Annotated in this window: 13 protein-coding genes; 3 read left to right on the forward strand and 10 right to left on the reverse strand. The window is 46.0% G+C overall.

What is annotated here, in order from left to right; all coding sequences use genetic code 11:
* Positions 1–28: 28 nt before the first annotated feature.
* From ACLIIY_RS09040 to lrp, 4 genes are all read right to left on the reverse strand, one after another.
* On the reverse strand, positions 29–1,384 hold the full coding sequence (locus ACLIIY_RS09040) for a replication-associated recombination protein A (RefSeq protein ID WP_434527459.1): 1,356 nt from the start codon (positions 1,382–1,384) through the stop codon (positions 29–31).
* A complete protein-coding gene (lolA, locus tag ACLIIY_RS09045; RefSeq protein WP_009705737.1) occupies positions 1,385–2,011 on the reverse strand; it encodes an outer membrane lipoprotein chaperone LolA in 627 nt (208 codons plus the stop codon). It lies immediately after the preceding gene.
* 61 nt (positions 2,012–2,072) lie between these two features.
* Positions 2,073–5,372, reverse strand: a complete 3,300-nt coding sequence (locus ACLIIY_RS09050) for a DNA translocase FtsK 4TM domain-containing protein (protein WP_434527460.1) — start codon at positions 5,370–5,372, stop codon at positions 2,073–2,075.
* A gap of 152 nt (positions 5,373–5,524) precedes the next feature.
* On the reverse strand, positions 5,525–6,019 hold the full coding sequence (gene lrp / locus ACLIIY_RS09055) for a leucine-responsive transcriptional regulator Lrp (RefSeq protein ID WP_005437169.1): 495 nt from the start codon (positions 6,017–6,019) through the stop codon (positions 5,525–5,527).
* A gap of 156 nt (positions 6,020–6,175) precedes the next feature.
* Between lrp and ald the strand changes: the two genes are divergently transcribed.
* Positions 6,176–7,300 (forward strand): alanine dehydrogenase, encoded by a 1,125-nt coding sequence (ald, locus tag ACLIIY_RS09060; RefSeq protein ID WP_005437167.1) that lies wholly within the window; start codon positions 6,176–6,178, stop codon positions 7,298–7,300.
* A 93-nt stretch (positions 7,301–7,393) separates the two neighbouring features.
* Here the strand turns inward: ald and ACLIIY_RS09065 are convergent, their stop codons facing one another.
* On the reverse strand, positions 7,394–8,590 hold the full coding sequence (locus ACLIIY_RS09065) for a methyltransferase (protein WP_434527461.1): 1,197 nt from the start codon (positions 8,588–8,590) through the stop codon (positions 7,394–7,396).
* 53 nt (positions 8,591–8,643) lie between these two features.
* Positions 8,644–9,618, reverse strand: coding sequence for an HTH-type transcriptional regulator CysB (cysB, locus tag ACLIIY_RS09070; protein ID WP_005437164.1), 975 nt, complete (start codon positions 9,616–9,618; stop codon positions 8,644–8,646).
* Between the two features lie 341 nt (positions 9,619–9,959).
* On the opposite strand from cysB, the gene ACLIIY_RS09075 reads away from it, so the two are divergent.
* Both ACLIIY_RS09075 and miaE read left to right on the forward strand, forming a co-directional pair.
* A complete protein-coding gene (locus ACLIIY_RS09075; RefSeq protein ID WP_009705733.1) occupies positions 9,960–10,724 on the forward strand; it encodes a hypothetical protein in 765 nt (254 codons plus the stop codon).
* Between the two features lie 124 nt (positions 10,725–10,848).
* Positions 10,849–11,619, forward strand: coding sequence for a tRNA isopentenyl-2-thiomethyl-A-37 hydroxylase MiaE (gene miaE / locus ACLIIY_RS09080; RefSeq protein ID WP_005437159.1), 771 nt, complete (start codon positions 10,849–10,851; stop codon positions 11,617–11,619).
* 130 nt (positions 11,620–11,749) lie between these two features.
* Here miaE and ACLIIY_RS09085 read toward each other — a convergent pair whose 3' ends face one another.
* The 4 genes from ACLIIY_RS09085 to ACLIIY_RS09100 form a co-directional block, all read right to left on the reverse strand.
* Positions 11,750–13,507: a sodium:solute symporter family protein gene (locus ACLIIY_RS09085; protein ID WP_005437156.1), complete on the reverse strand. Its 1,758-nt coding sequence runs from the start codon at positions 13,505–13,507 to the stop codon at positions 11,750–11,752.
* A gap of 531 nt (positions 13,508–14,038) precedes the next feature.
* The gene (locus ACLIIY_RS09090) at positions 14,039–14,662 is read right to left on the reverse strand and encodes a bifunctional 4-hydroxy-2-oxoglutarate aldolase/2-dehydro-3-deoxy-phosphogluconate aldolase (RefSeq protein WP_005388506.1); all 624 of its coding nucleotides are present in this window, start codon (positions 14,660–14,662) and stop codon (positions 14,039–14,041) included.
* 78 nt (positions 14,663–14,740) lie between these two features.
* Positions 14,741–15,673, reverse strand: coding sequence for a sugar kinase (locus tag ACLIIY_RS09095; protein WP_005437155.1), 933 nt, complete (start codon positions 15,671–15,673; stop codon positions 14,741–14,743).
* A 34-nt stretch (positions 15,674–15,707) separates the two neighbouring features.
* Complete coding sequence (locus ACLIIY_RS09100) at positions 15,708–16,043, reverse strand: cupin domain-containing protein (protein WP_005450851.1); 336 nt, start codon at positions 16,041–16,043, stop codon at positions 15,708–15,710.
* Positions 16,044–16,054: the final 11 nt, after the last annotated feature.

Below are 16,054 nucleotides of genomic sequence, written 5' to 3' on the forward strand. Positions count from 1 at the left end.
TTTACTGAACAAATGTATCCAAAAACGCCTACTTTTCATAGCGCTTTTGTGGGCTATTTGCGTCTAAAGTAGCCAAGTAATCTAACTTTTCGCCGATTTTGGTCTCTAGACCACGATTTGTCGGCTGATAGTACCTACGATCGCCCATTTCAGGTGGCAAATATTGCTCACCCGCAGCGTAAGCGCCAGGCTCATCGTGAGCATAACGATACTCTGCACCGTAACCCATGTCTTTCATCAAACTGGTTGGTGCATTTCGAAGGTGATGCGGCACTTCATATTCAGGTAAGTTATGAGCGTCTGTGAACGCTTGTTTCCACGCCACGTAAACAGCATTACTTTTCGGCGCACACGCTAAGTACACGATCGCCTGTGCAATCGCACGTTCACCTTCTGCTGGACCAACTCGGGTAAAGCAATCCCAAGCAGACAGTGCCACTTGCATTGCGCGAGGGTCAGCATTACCTACATCTTCAGAAGCGATCGCCAATAAGCGTCGAGCAATATACAAAGGGTCACAACCAGCAGCAATCATACGCGCAGACCAATACAGCGCAGCATCCGGGTTTGAGCCACGAATTGATTTGTGAACCGCAGAGATTAAGTCGTACCAAATGTCACCTTTGTTATCGAAGCGAGAGACCTTCTCACCTGCTACTTCCGCAAGCAACTTAAGCGTGATCTCTTTTTCACCTTGCGCATTGTCTTCTGCCATGTCGTAAAGCAGCTCAAGATAATTGAGAGACATACGAGCATCACCGTTTACTAGTTCTGCTAGGCGGTCTAATACGTTATCAGCGAAGTGTGCTGGCGTATTACCCAGCCCACGCTCTTTATCGCTAATGGCTTGGTTCAACGCCAACGAGATTTCATCTTTGTCGAGAGACGTTAGCTTGTACACACGTGCACGTGACAGCAATGCGTTGTTTAGCTCAAACGATGGGTTTTCTGTCGTCGCTCCAATAAAGGTAACTGTGCCATCTTCAATATGCGGCAAAAACGCGTCTTGCTGAGATTTGTTGAAGCGATGCACCTCATCCACAAATAAGATGGTGCGGCGACCCGCCATTTTGTTCTCACGTGCTTTCTCAATTGCTGCACGAATTTCCTTCACACCAGACGTCACGGCAGACACGCGCTCTACTTCAGCATTGGCATAGTTTGCAGCCACTTCCGCTAATGTCGTTTTGCCTGTGCCCGGAGGTCCCCAAAGGATCATCGAGTGAATGTGACCCGCCTCTAGCGCACGGCGCAGTGGCTTACCGGGACCTAAAATGTGTTGCTGTCCGATGTATTGTTCGATCGTTTCCGGTCTCATACGAGCAGCAAGGGGACGAAAATCTTCGTCCCCCGAGAAATCTAATGTGTAATTGCTCACTACCAATTAATTCCTTTGGTCATCCACTTCCACACCTTTTGGAATTGTGAATGTGAATCTGTCTGCTTTTGGTTTACCAAGCTTCACGTTATTAAAGGTGAACAAACCTTTTTGACCGTCTTGCTCAACCACATTGAAGCCTTTCACCACACCTTTAGCATCAATATTAATCTGGAATTGACCTTGTGTGGAGTCTACTGCAGTAGGAATGAGGATGAACTCATCACCTTTTTGAGAAATCTTGTAGTTATCCCAATCACTTGCGCGATTACGCGTTAACAAAACAAATGGCGTTTGCTCTGTTGCTTGCTCTTGCCAGTAAATACTCACTTGCTCGATGAATGGGCTGTAGTACCACAATGTTTTACCGTCAGAAACCAGAAGGTTTTCATCTGGGAATGTTGTGCTCCAACGGAACAGGCTTGGGCGAGCGATTTCAACCGTGCCTTCTCCTTCCATCACCGTTTCGCCTTCTGGGCTGATAACTTGCTGAGAGAAATCCGCACTGAAGCCATCATTCATAGAAAGGCGTTTGTTTAGTTCATCTTTGGGAGACGCGGCGTGTGCAGTAGAGAAGAGAGAAAAGCTTAAAACAAGCGCAGAGAAAAGTTTCGCTGAAAATAGTTTTTTCATTCAGATACCTATTGTTAGAACCACTCACCTCAGTTGGACTGAGGTGAGTAACACAAGTTCATTAATCTTTTGGTGGCGCAGGAGCCAGTACTTCACGGTTACCGTTATGACCCGGAGCACTTACGATGCCTTGCGCTTCAAGCTGCTCTACAATACGAGCCGCTCGGTTGTAACCAATCTTGAATCGACGTTGTACACCAGAAACCGAACCACGACGCGATTGCACTACGTGCTCTACAACTTGATCGAACAATGGATCCACTTCTTCATCCGACTCCATTTGTTCACCCGGAAGCAGACTTTCTGGACCTTGATCACCACTGATGATCTCATCGATGTAGTTTGGCTTACCACGAGCTTTCCAGTTGTTCACAACCGCGTGAACATCATCATCCGATGCAAACGCACCGTGAACACGGGTCGTATGGCTTGAACCTGGTGGTAAGTAAAGCATATCACCCATACCCAATAGCGATTCCGCACCGCCTTGGTCAAGGATAGTACGTGAGTCGGTCTTAGTTGATACGGTAAACGCCACACGTGTTGGGATGTTCGCTTTAATCAGACCGGTAATAACGTCAACCGATGGACGCTGTGTCGCAAGGATCAAGTGAATACCTGCCGCACGCGCTTTTTGCGCCAAGCGAGCAATCAGTTCTTCAACCTTCTTACCTACCACCATCATCAGGTCGGCAAATTCATCGACAACCACAACGATGTAAGGCAGTTTCTCAAGCAACGGCGGCTCAGTGTCCATGCTGTCGCCTTCTTGCCAGAATGGGTCGTGAATTGGGTGGCCAGCATCTGCTGCCATCTTCAACTTCTCGTTAAAGCCTTTCACGTTACGTACGCCCAATGCAGACATCAGTTTGTAACGACGTTCCATCTCGCCCACACACCAACGTAGTGCGTTAGACGCGTCTTTCATATCTGTTACTACTTCAGAAAGTAGATGAGGAATACCTTCGTAGATTGAAAGCTCCAACATTTTCGGGTCGATCATGATGAAACGCAGATCTTCTGGTGATGCTTTGTAAAGCATACTCAAGATCATCACGTTCACACCTACAGACTTACCAGAACCGGTTGTACCTGCTACCAGTACGTGAGGCATTTTCGCAATATCTGCAATCACCGCTTCACCCGCGATATCTTGACCAAGAACAACGGTCGTTGGTGACGTTGCTTGTTCAAACTGAGGGCTACTGATTACATCAGATAAGAATACCGTCTGGCGGCTCATGTTAGGCAGCTCTAGACCCACATAAGGTTTGCCCGGAATCACTTCGACTACACGTACCGCCATTGCAGAAAGTGCACGTGCCAAGTCCATAGACAGACCAGAAATGCGGCTTACTTTAACGCCCGGCGCCAAATCAAGCTCGAATCGAGTGATAACAGGACCTGGGTAAATACCGACTACGTCTGCTTTGATCTTGTAATCCGCAAGTTTGGTTTCAACTAAACGAGCCACCTCTTCCAGAGCATCACGATCAATAAAGTTATCGCGCTTCTCGGGGTGGTAAAGCAATTCTAGTGTTGGCAATGGCTCTTCTGGTACTGGCAAGTTTTGCTCTTGCTGTACCAAGAATGGGTTCTGCTGAGCAGCCACTTTCGCTTGAGCATTCGATACCAAGTTTTGGAATGCAGCCACATCTTGATCGCCGTCTTGAACCTCTTCTACCTCGACTTCTTGAGGTGCAGGTTCAAAGGTAGCGGAAGGTGCAGGCGCTACCGGTTGAGGTTGAACTGCAACAGGCTGATGAACAGGTTGCTCTTGAACGGGCGATTGCTGAACTGGTTCTTGTGGCTGAATAGCTTGTTGCTGCGGCTCAGCATAAGCCGGTTGAGCTTGTTGAACTGGCTGCTGCGCCGGGTAATCATCTTCGTCATCCAATACATCGAAGTTCGAAATTGTCGGTTCGATGTGTTGGCTTGGCTCTGTTTGTTCAGCAATGTTATCCAATGCAGAAGAGCTAATCACAGGTTCTTCGTGTGAAGGTAGCTCTGTGGTTGGCTGTTCGATTGGCGCGTGAACAGGCGCTTGTTCTTGATTAACTTGGGCTTGTTGAGCCTGCTCTGCCTCAAACTGAGCATACTCGTCGTAACTTGGTGCGTTATCGAACGGTTCAGAGACGGTTGGTTCAGGTGTCACAAACGGCTCTTGTGGCGCTTGTTGATGCTCAGCTTGCTGTGAAGCAAATTCCTGAGAAACAGACTGTGGAACTTCAGGCTGAGTTTGAGCAGGTGCAATTTGCGCTTCTTGAACCTGTGGCTCTTCATCTGCCCAGTCATCAGCTTGTTGTGCCGCCGCTTCTAGCTCTTCAATCGTTACGTTCAGTTGTTTAGTACGTTCAACGAATGGGTCCACATTATCTGTGCTCACCGCACGCACTGGCTCAACAGTTTGAGCTTGCTCTTGAACCTGAGATTGAATTTGAGGCTGCACAGGCGCGGCATTTACAACTGCAGGCTGCGGCGTTGGCTGAACGTTAGCTTGCTGCTGTCTCGGTTTATCTGAAGTCGATTGTTCTACTGCCGATTGTGGCATGTAGATTGGGTATTCGTGTGTTGGCGTTTCTTGTTTCGGCTCTTCGACATCATAAGCAGTAAGATGAGGCATAGGCTCGTCTTCCATGTCATCTGAACCACGTTTGCTCATTACACGATCTTCAGCAAACTCATCTAACTGCGGCTCTAGAGTTTCATGCTCGGTACCACGAGCTTTATTTGTTAACGCTGCAACAACGCCAAGTGCACGATCGCCCAACCACTCAACAATGTTAAGCCAAGAAATACCAGTAAATAGTGTGAAGCCAGCACCCCATAGGAAAAGAAGTACAAGCGTTGTGCCCAGCACATTTAATGTAGGCAGAGACAAGCTCGTCAGTACGTCACCAACAACGCCACCAGACGAGAAATACCAAATGTCGTCAAAGTTGATATCAGCAAGACCACAACTGGTAAGAATAAGGATAACTAAACCAAGTAGACGAGTGCCCCACAACATAAGGTCGATAGGGTCGTCTTCAGAACGCTTGCGACAAATTACCCATGCACCTGCGGTTAACAGGAAGGGTAATGGATACGCGAGGGAACCAAAGGTAAAGAATAACGTGTCGGCTAACCAAGCGCCGAACAGGCCACCAGCGTTATCGATCTCACCGCCCCAAGCAGTTTGGGACCAAGACGGATCGGCTGGGCTAAAGGTAAATAATGCAACGGCCAGCAATATCGAGCTAAGAACGCCAACGATAAAGCAGCACTCTTTTAAGCGTTGGAAGCCATTTAATCGTGAAGACTGAGGCTCTTCACTGGTTTTGATGATGGTTTCGACTTTCTTTGCGTTCTCTTTGAACATAAATCAACTTGAATATGGAAATGAATTAGGAATAAGCAAAACATTCCGAGCGGCACAAAGCCGCTCGGTAAATTGATTTAACCATATCAAAGAGAAAAACCCAATTACTCTATCGAGAAAGCGGAAGCATTTACCGCTTTCTTTGCAAGAATTTAACGAGTTTTAATCACAAGCTGGTTAGTTTGCTTCACTTCTTCCATAACTACGTAGGTACGAGTGTCATTCACGCCTGGAAGACGCAGTAACGTATCGCCTAGTAGTCGACGGTAAGCACCCATGTCTGATACACGAGTCTTTAGAAGATAGTCGAAATCACCTGATACTAGATGACACTCTTGGATATCGTCTAGTTTTTGAACAGCCGCATTGAACTGTTCGAATACATCAGGCGCACCACGGTTAAGTGTAATTTCTACGAATACCAACAGTGATGCATCTAGGAACTGCGGGTTTAATAACGCAGTGTACCCAGTGATATAACCTTGACGCTCTAAGCGACGCACACGCTCCAAACACGGCGTTGGAGAAAGTCCTACACGTTTTGAAAGTTCAACGTTCGAAATACGACCGTCTTTCTGCAGTTCATTAAGAATGTTGCGGTCGATACGGTCTAGTTCCTTGGACGGCTTCTTATAGTTGTCTGCCATTTTTTATTCCACCTTATTACTTCCTTGCAAAAAAATATACTACAACTTTTTAATATTTGGTGCCAAATATTACAAACCAACATCTATACTAGATATTAATTCGACAATAACACCCTACAAACAGTTAATACAACCATTTTAGAAAGAGGACACAGGATGATCATTGGCGTACCTAAGGAAATCAAAAACCACGAATACCGTGTGGGTATGATCCCAGCTAGCGTGAGAGAACTTATCTCACATGGTCACCAAGTTTTGGTTGAGACCAATGCAGGTGCCGGCATTGGTTTTTCAGACGATGATTACATCGCTGTAGGCGCATCCATTCTTCCTACTGCTACAGACGTTTTTGCAAAAGCAGATATGATTGTAAAAGTAAAAGAACCCCAAGCTGTCGAGAGAGCAATGCTCCGCGAAGGGCAGATTTTATTTACTTATTTACACCTAGCACCAGATTTTCCACAAACTGAAGAGCTAATCAAGAGCAAAGCTGTCTGTATAGCGTATGAGACTGTAACAGATAATATGGGTCGTTTGCCACTGTTAGCACCAATGTCAGAAGTGGCAGGTCGGATGTCTATTCAAGCAGGTGCGCAAACGTTGGAAAAATCACACGGCGGTCGTGGTCTACTACTAGGTGGCGTACCTGGTGTTGAGCCAGCGAAAGTTGTTGTAGTCGGCGGTGGTGTCGTTGGCGCGAACGCAGCTCGTATGGCTGTAGGTCTTCGTGCGGACGTAACAATCCTTGACCGTAACGTAGATACACTACGTAAGCTTGACGAAGAATTCCAAGGTCGCGCTAAAGTGGTTTATTCTACTGAAGACGCTATCGAGAAGCATGTTCTAGAAGCAGACCTAGTGATCGGTGCGGTTCTAATCCCTGGTGCTGCAGCACCTAAATTGGTAACAAAAGAGCACATCGCTAAGATGAAGCCAGGCGCGGCGGTGGTTGACGTTGCTATCGACCAAGGCGGTTGTTTCGAAACTTCTCACGCGACAACGCACGCAGAACCAACATACATCGTTGACGAAGTGGTTCACTACTGTGTTGCAAACATGCCAGGTGCAGTGGCTCGTACTTCAACATTTGCACTGAACAACGCAACGCTTCCATACATCGTGAAGCTTGCAAACAAAGGCTACCGTGAAGCGCTTCTAGAAGACAATGGTTTCCTTGAAGGTCTAAACGTTATCCACGGCAAAGTGACTTGCAAAGAAGTTGCTGAGAGCTTTGACCTAGAATATGTTGAACCAGCGCAAGCTATTGCAATGTTCAACTAATGACAAAATAACGCATAAATTGTCACGTTTTGTTTACAAAAGCCCACTCTAAAGTGGGCTTTTTTGCATAGAGCATTTAATTATAAAACAGATCTAAATCTTATAAGCGCAAATTAAAATGTTTCGAGGTGTGACTGATTTAGCGCAAAACTCTGCCAATCTAACACGATAACCACGTTCTTCAAGATAAAGTGCTTTGTCTAAAGCAAGCCAAATTTCCAACGGTCGTTGAAATACTAATTGAACCAGACTCAAACGCTCCATTTGCCAAAAGCGCTGTTCGCTTAACTTTTCAAAATGGTCGAAGTCGATTTCTTGTAGAAGATCGATGCCCTTCTGTTCCGCTGCCCAGCGACATAACGATTCAAAACCATCACTCAATTGCGACTTACGGATACTCGGCACAGGCTGATACTCTGCCATCCCCAAAACTTGTCGCGTGATCAAATCAAACCCAAGACGGAACACCATTTCCTGCTGACGATGACGTCGTACACGTTCACCACCAGTAACGGTTTGCTGTAACGGAATACGCAGTTCTTGCTTAGACAATGAGAGAGAAGAAGCCCTGCCCTGCACTGACATCGGCTGATATTGCTCAGACTGAATCAAGTGGTAACAACAAGGCGAGATTGTCATCGCAGCAATGCCGTTTTCACTGCCATACTGCATTAGGCGAACATGAAGATCACCGCAGGCATGAAGGGCAACTGCGTGTTGAGTTGGCTTAAACACCGCTTTCGCTTTGCTATCGAACGCGTCGCCTTGAATAAACGTCATCTTCCAATGATACTCATTGGCTGCTTGTTGCCCCGAATCGCACAACGCTTGTTGGTATTCAAAACTGGTGACAGGCTGATCGGTTTGTGTGGTCAGAATTCGCCCCAAATAACCTTTGCCTGAGCACCACTCTAACCATTCGTCACCATGATGAAGCTGAATCGCCGCTTCACCCATCGAACTAATTTGCTCTAACTTACGACCGGGAATGCCGTTATCTAAACCACGAACGAGTTCCAAGCCTTTTAAAACTAGCGGTTCTAAGCGAGTGAGTACTGAAAGTTGTTCAAGTTCAGGCAAGAATGGACTAAGTGCTTTTAAGGCAAGTTCCGGTTCCGCTTTGTATTCTTCAATCTGAGAGGGAGAAATAGACGCTAACCACTGGCACAACTGAGGATGTTGCTCTTGCCAAGGTAATGATGCGTGAATGCTGCTTTTAAACGGCTCGAATCGCCACAAAGATTGGTTTTCGATTAAGCAGTCATTAATAAATTGAAATTGCGTTTTCATAGCTCCCCCTACAACGAGCGCATTGTAGAGGGAATCGAAACATCAATGAAGTGTTATCTGACCGGAAGCTCGATGTCTTTAAACATCTCTTCAATTTCGGTGTTTGATTTAAGCGAGATCGCTTGCTCCACCACAGGACGAGTTAAATGCGGTGCAAAACGCTCCATAAAGTCGAACATGTAAGAGCGAAGGAAGGTACCACGACGGAAGCCAATGCTCGTTGTGCTCGCGCCAAACAAGTGGCTTGCATCAATCGCAACCAAATCGCTGTCTTGGTCTTCATCAACTGCCATGCTCGCAATCACACCAACACCAATACCCATACGAACGTAAGTTTTAATCACGTCGGCATCCGTTGCAGTAAACACAACGCGCGGTGTTAAACCTTCACGGTTAAATGCAGTATCCAACTCAGAACGGCCTGTAAAGCCGAATACATAAGTCACTAGCGGGTAAGCCGCCAAATCGTGGATAGTTACGCGGTCTTTCTTCGCTAATGGGTGATCTTTTGGTACCACGATAGAACGATTCCAGTGGTAACAAGGCAGCATAATGGCATCTTGATATAAATGAAGTGCTTCGGTCGCAATCGCGAAGTTTGCCGTACCTTTGGCAATCGCTTCAGACATTTGCGAAGGCGTACCTTGGTGCATGTGCAGCGATACTTTCGGGTAACGTGCCGTAAAGCCTTTGATCACGTCAGGAAGTGCGTAACGTGCTTGGGTATGAGTAGTAGAAATGTTCAGTGTGCCCATTTCAGGGTGAGTATGCTCCCCTGCCACGGCTTTGATGCTTTCAACACGCGCTAGAATCTCTTGAGAAATTCGCACGATCTCTTCACCGGCGGGTGTCACCTGCGTTAAGTGTTTACCACTTCGTTCGAAGATCTGAATACCCAACTCATCTTCCAATAAACGGACTTGTTTACTGATGCCCGGCTGAGAAGTGTATAGGCTTTCTGCTGTCGCAGACACATTCAGATTATGGTTCACAACCTCAACAATATACTTCAGTTGTTGCAGTTTCATCGTAATCCCTTACTCATTGATTGAGATAATAACGTCATACTTATCCAGTCTACTCACCCGAGTAGATATAATGATTAGTTATAACGTGTTAGCAACTAAATGAACAGTAATTTCTAACTTATAGCTCAAGCTCATAGCGAATTACTCACCTTCTCTAAATATGCATGGAGTTGAACCTTCAAAATTCGCTTTTTTAAACGGCTCACCGCATTCTGTGCTTAAATCCACAGGAAAACGTGTTTGGAGCAAAATAATCAAATAAATAGGGTGCCGAGAAAGATAAGATTCATGTATTCTTGAACGCTGGACACAGAAAAATAACAAGTAGTAGAAGCAAAAATATGAATATGCCTTTAATAATTGCTTTGGTTGCCATCCTACTGGTATTGATCCTTGGCTATAACATCATGTTGCAGTACAAGGTAAAAGTAGAGACCGCGAAAAGACAGGAATCTGCTCGCTATGTGGCACTGATTGACGGTACTGAAGAGCTCATCGGGCACGCTCATCATATTCCTTTCAGCAAGGACTTACTGCTGTGTCTTAACAACCGTATTCTTGATGCACTTGAAAGCATGCGCGACCTTGATCCAAAGAACAAGCAGCTCGTGCAGCGCATCGAAAACATGAAGCAGCAAATTGCTCAATTGAATGAGAGCAGTGCAAACGGTGAAAGCACCACATTCAAGATGCCAAGCAGCGATAAACAAGCCATTGTAATGTTAAAGCTCGTGAAACGCCTTCGCGATGCGGTTCGTAACGAGCACAACAAAGGCCGTTTAGATACGCAGACTTACGTAACAGAAAACGCGCGTCTTGAAACGATGCAAATTCGCATCAACATCGAGAACGTGATTAAGCGTGCGAATGACTCTATTGCTCGCGGTCAACCGGGAACCGCTCTGCAACTGCTTCGTAAAGGCATTGATGCGTTAAGCACCAAAAATGATGCTTACTCGATTCAAGCAAAACAAAAGCTCGAAGAAATGCTTGGTGACTTGGATAAGAAGCGCCAAGACAAGAATGAAGCAGAAATGCAGCAAATTGCCGACAAAGAACGCGACAGTGATATGGATGCGCTCTTCGGCGAGAAGAAAAAGTGGTAAACTCCGCTTAAGCTTTCCGCCCTATCCGATTAAAGGCTGCGTTTGCAGCCTTTTTTGTGTCTTCTTGATTGAATAGACATTGGCCGGATAAACCAAAATTGAATGTAAAGTACTAAAAATTAAAATGATTAATCTCGACGCCTATCAGGACCTTCTTGCTCCAATTAACCAATTCTTGCAATGCAGCACCCCAGATGAATGGGTTGAGGAAGCAAAGAAGCCTGAAAACCTTCCAACCATTTTATTAGACCACCTACTGTGCGAACTCAAAGCGGGCCAGTCGGCAATGTTCCTGATCCGTAAGTACGCAGTAGACCAAGCAAGCTCACATGCCCTACTCGACTGGTTCAAACCATATGAAGACTTTGCCTACCGTAAGACAGGCTCACTAGAGACGCTTAAAGGCAAGAGCAACATTTCAAAAGCCATCATCGCTAAATCAGATTCGCCGTACAGCCAAGATCTGATCGACAAGATGGTTCTGCTGATCAAAGAAGAGTTGCATCACTTCTACCAAGTGCTAGAAATCATGGAAAGCCGTGGCGTGGAATACAAAAACATTCCAGCAAGCCGCTATGCAAAAACGCTGATTTCGAACATGAAAACACATGAGCCAGAAACCTTGATTGATAAGCTCATCATTGGTGCCTACATAGAGGCTCGCTCATGTGAACGTTTTGCGAAACTAGCTCCACACATGGACGAAGACATCGCGAAGTTCTATGTTTCTCTGCTTCGCTCAGAGGCCCGTCATTACCAAGACTACCTAGTCCTTGCAGAACAAATCGCAGGTAAAGATATTAGTGAGCGCGTTGCAGAGTTTGGACGCATCGAAGCTGAACTGATTTCAACGCCAGACGAAGACTTCAAATTCCACAGTGGTATTCCTGCTTAAGTCGAACTGCCTTGAGCAAGAAGCAAGACAATCTAATCACTCGGTTTTCTCTTAGTGCTTAAAGTCGAAAATAAAAAAATCCCACAGTAGCGATACTGTGGGATTTTTCATAGAGAGTCGTTAACTGTGGTTAGCTTTTCGCGTTAGCTAGCTTTGGGCTTTTAGGCCCTCGTGCTGCGTTCACCAATAGAACACCCACCGAGAGAACAATCGCACCACACAAGATAAACAGTAGTCGACCTGATGGTTCGTTTGGAATCAGAGCCATCGCTAGGATACCGAAGCCCGCTACGCTGATAAGCTTACCAAGCATGCCGCGCTGTTTTGTATCTAGGTTCTGCTGCTCTTCGCTGTCAGCCACAAGTGGCGTGTTCCAGTTCTCGAACAATTGAGCCACTTCTTTCTCACGTTCAGGTGATAGACCCTTGTAGAAACGTGTTGTCAGTAGGAAGAAGCCACCAGTGAAGACAACGTGTGCTGCTAGGCTCAAGCCAACTTTCAGGTCAGCCCACTCACGGCCTGTAAACGCTTGCTCTAGACCGAATAGGCGCTCTACGTCTTCTGCTTGTAGTGAGATACCGAAGATGTAAGAAACAAAGCCACCAACAACCAGTGTTGCCCAACCAGCCCAATCCGGCGTCTTACGAATCCACATACCAAGTAGTACAGGAATCAACATTGGGAAGCCAATCAATGCGCCCACGTTCAGTACGATATCGAACAGGCTCAAGTGACGTAGTGAGTTAATGAATAGACCGATACCAATGATGATGAAGCCCATCACGATAGTCGTTGCTTTACTCACAATAACCAGCTCTTTTTGTGACGCTTGTGGGCGTACAATCGGGCTGTAGAAGTTCATCACGAAGATACCCGCGTTACGGTTTAGACCAGAGTCCATTGAAGACATAGTCGCCGCAAACATTGCTGACATCAGAAGACCCACCATACCTGCTGGCATTACGTTTTGTACGAATGCTAGGTAAGCTGCATCACCACCTACTGAGCCGTATTGCTCTGCGAAATCAGGCATAAATGCCGCAACGTACCAAGGTGGTAGGAACCAAATGATAGGACCAACAATCATCAGCACACATGCAAGACCTGCTGCTTTACGTGCGTTTTCACTGTCTTTTGCACATAGGTAGCGGTAAGCGTTGATGCTGTTGTTCATTACACCGAACTGTTTAACAAAGATGAACACTACCCAAAGGATAAAGATACTGACGTAGTTCAGGTTGTTACCCAGCATGAAGTCGCCGTGGAAGTTCGACACGATGTTGCCAATACCGCCACCGTGGAAGTATGCCGCCACCGCACAAGTGATCGTCACTGCCATGATAACCAACATCTGCATAAAGTCAGATGCAACAACTGCCCAAGAGCCGCCCGTTACCGCCATTAGCATTAGCACTAAACCAGTAACGATGATGGTCGCTTCCATAGGAATGTTGAAGACCGCTGCCACGAAAATCGCAAGACCATTCAACCAAATACCGGCTGAGATCAAGCTGTCTGGCATACCAGCCCAAGTGAAGAACTGCTCTGAAGTCTTACCAAAACGTTGACGAATTGCTTCAATCGCCGTCACTACACGTAGCTGGCGGAACTTTGGAGCGAAGTAGAGGTAGTTCATGAAGTAGCCAAATGCGTTGGCTAAGAATAGGATTACAACAACGAAACCGTCGTTGAACGCGCGTCCTGCGGCACCTGTAAACGTCCATGCTGAAAATTGCGTCATGAAGGCGGTAGCACCTACCATCCACCATAACATCTTACCGCCCCCTCGGAAGTAGTCACTGGTTGAGGTAGTGAACTTACGGAACATCCAACCAATTGCAACTAAGAAGAAGAAGTAGGCAAGAACAACAAGAGTATCAATAGTCATTTTTTCAGCCTTTCAAGTTTGATCATTTTCTAACGCCTAGACTACTCTGTTCATTATTTTATTTGTACTACAATAAGCTTTAATTGTGATCTGGAACATAAGTTATTTCATTGAAAAATTGGCGAGAAAACCTTTATTTTATTGGGCTAATGACATTCTAAGTCAGAATATCCGCCACTCAACAAGTAATTATATTGTAATACAAATAATCTATTGCAAATTCATTAAAGTATGGAATATTTTTCTTCTTCACGCTTTGTCTGAAGATCAAAAATGCGTGGTATTTCTTTGAGGGAAACGTAATGAGATGTTTCGAAGGAATTGGATAGAAAGTGGGATTTAGATGAATGTAAAAAGTAAGATTCCCGACTCGCTCCTTCGTCGCTCTCGAGGATGACGTGAGGAAAATCCAGCGCTTTCCATTTCTACCTCTCCAATCTCGCCTCTTTCAAACTTTCAAACACAAAAAAAAGCGAACCCTGAGGCTCGCTTTTCATTCTTTTCGCTAGTTTTATCGGGGTGTTACGACACTTATGCTACGTGAGCTACTGCGTCGCGAACCAGTGTACCTAGTTCATCCCACTTACCTTCATCGATAAGTTTTGTTGGAACCATCCAAGTGCCGCCACATGCCAGTACTGAAGGGATAGACAGGTACTCGTCTACATTACCTAGGCTCACACCACCTGTTGGCATGAATTTCACTGGGTAAACCGCCGTTAGTGCTTTAAGCATACCAACACCGCCAGATGGCTCAGCAGGGAAGAACTTAAGTGTACGCAGACCCATTTCCATCGCTTGCTCAACTAGGCTTGGGTTGTTTACGCCAGGTACGATAGCCACGCCTTTGTCTAGGCAGTATTGAACCGTGCGAGGGTTAAAACCTGGGCTTACGATAAAGTCCACACCAGCTTCGATCGCTTGGTCAACTTGCTCGTTGGTTAGGATAGTACCTGCACCGATCAGCATTTCTGGGAACTCAGCGCGCATAGCACGAATCGCTTCTGCAGCACACTCTGTGCGGAACGTGATTTCAGCGCAAGGCATACCGTTTTCAACCAAAGTGCGACCTAGAGGGATCGCATCTTCTGCTTTGTTGATGGCAATAACAGGAATTACTTTTAGGTTTGCTAATTGTTCGTTTAATGTCGTCATAAGAGTGTACTCGTCGTCGTTAACTTGAGTTCAATAAATCACTGCGGAGCGCTGATTACTCAACGCTCCGCAAAAGAATTACAAAGGAAGATCTGGCATCACTTCACGTGGAATGATGGCACCTTTATGTTGAATTACCGCGCCAGCCATACAGTGGCCAGAGTAAGCCGATTCCGCAGCATTGCCACCAGTCAAACGCTTCGCCAAGAAGCCTGCACTGAAAGAATCGCCAGCCGCTGTTGTATCAATCACGTTGTCGACTTTGTTTGGCGCCACGTATTGTGCTTCGCCATTCGCCACAACCAAGCAATCTTTACTACCACGTTTGATGATGATTTCATCCACACCCAGTGCAGAGGTTCTCTCAATGCACTGTTCTAGATGCTCGTCACCGTAAAGCATTTGCTCATCTTCAAATGTGAGCAGTGCGATATCCGTGTGCTTAAGGATCTTAAGGTACCAAGACATGGCATTCTCGCGGCTTTCCCACAATTTAGGACGGTAGTTGTTATCGAAAATAACCTTACCACCTTGTGCCTTGAAGCGCTCAAGGAAGCCAAACAGTTGCGTCTTACCTTCTTCAGTAAGGATCGCTAATGTAATACCGCTCAAGTAAACCGCATCGTACGAGTAAAGTTTGTCGACTAATAGCGGAGACTCGTTTTGCTCGAATAGGAACTTAGCGGCCGCTTCGTTACGCCAGTAGTGGAAGTAACGTTCGCCAGTTTCATCGGTTTCGATGTAGTAGATACCTGGTTGCTTTTCTTTAACGGAAAGAACCAGACTAGTATCGATGCCCTCTTCTTGCCATGCTGATAGCATTTCTTGGCTAAAAGGATCGTTACCCAGAGCCGTTACATAGCTGGTTTTAATATCGTGAGCTTTGGTCAAACGAGATAAATACAGTGCGGTATTCAACGTATCACCACCGAATGACTGCTTTAGCTGACCTTCCTTTTTCTGTAGCTCAACCATACATTCGCCAATGACCGCGATGTTTAATGATTTCATGTTGTCACCTTAGCAACTGAGGTTGCGCTATAGATTATTTTAAGAAGTCTTCACGAGCTGGGTTGAAGATGTCTAGAAGAATGCTGTCTTGCTCTAGTGCAACCGCACCGTGCATCATGTGCTTACGAGCAAAGTATGCGTCGCCTTCTTTTAGTACTTTCTTCTCGCCTTCGATTTCTGCTTCAAAGCTGCCACGTACTACGTAACCGATTTGATCGTGAATTTCGTGAGTATGCGGAGCGCCAATCGCGCCTTTGTCGAAACATAGGTGAACCGCCATTAGGTCATCTGTGTAAGCAACAATTTTACGTTTGATACCGCCGCCTAGCTCTTCCCACGGGTTCTCATCTAATACAAAGAAAGAATTCATCGTCATACTCC

The organism is Vibrio sp. K4 (genome assembly GCF_051122595.1).
GTDB classification, from domain to species: domain Bacteria; phylum Pseudomonadota; class Gammaproteobacteria; order Enterobacterales; family Vibrionaceae; genus Vibrio; species Vibrio owensii.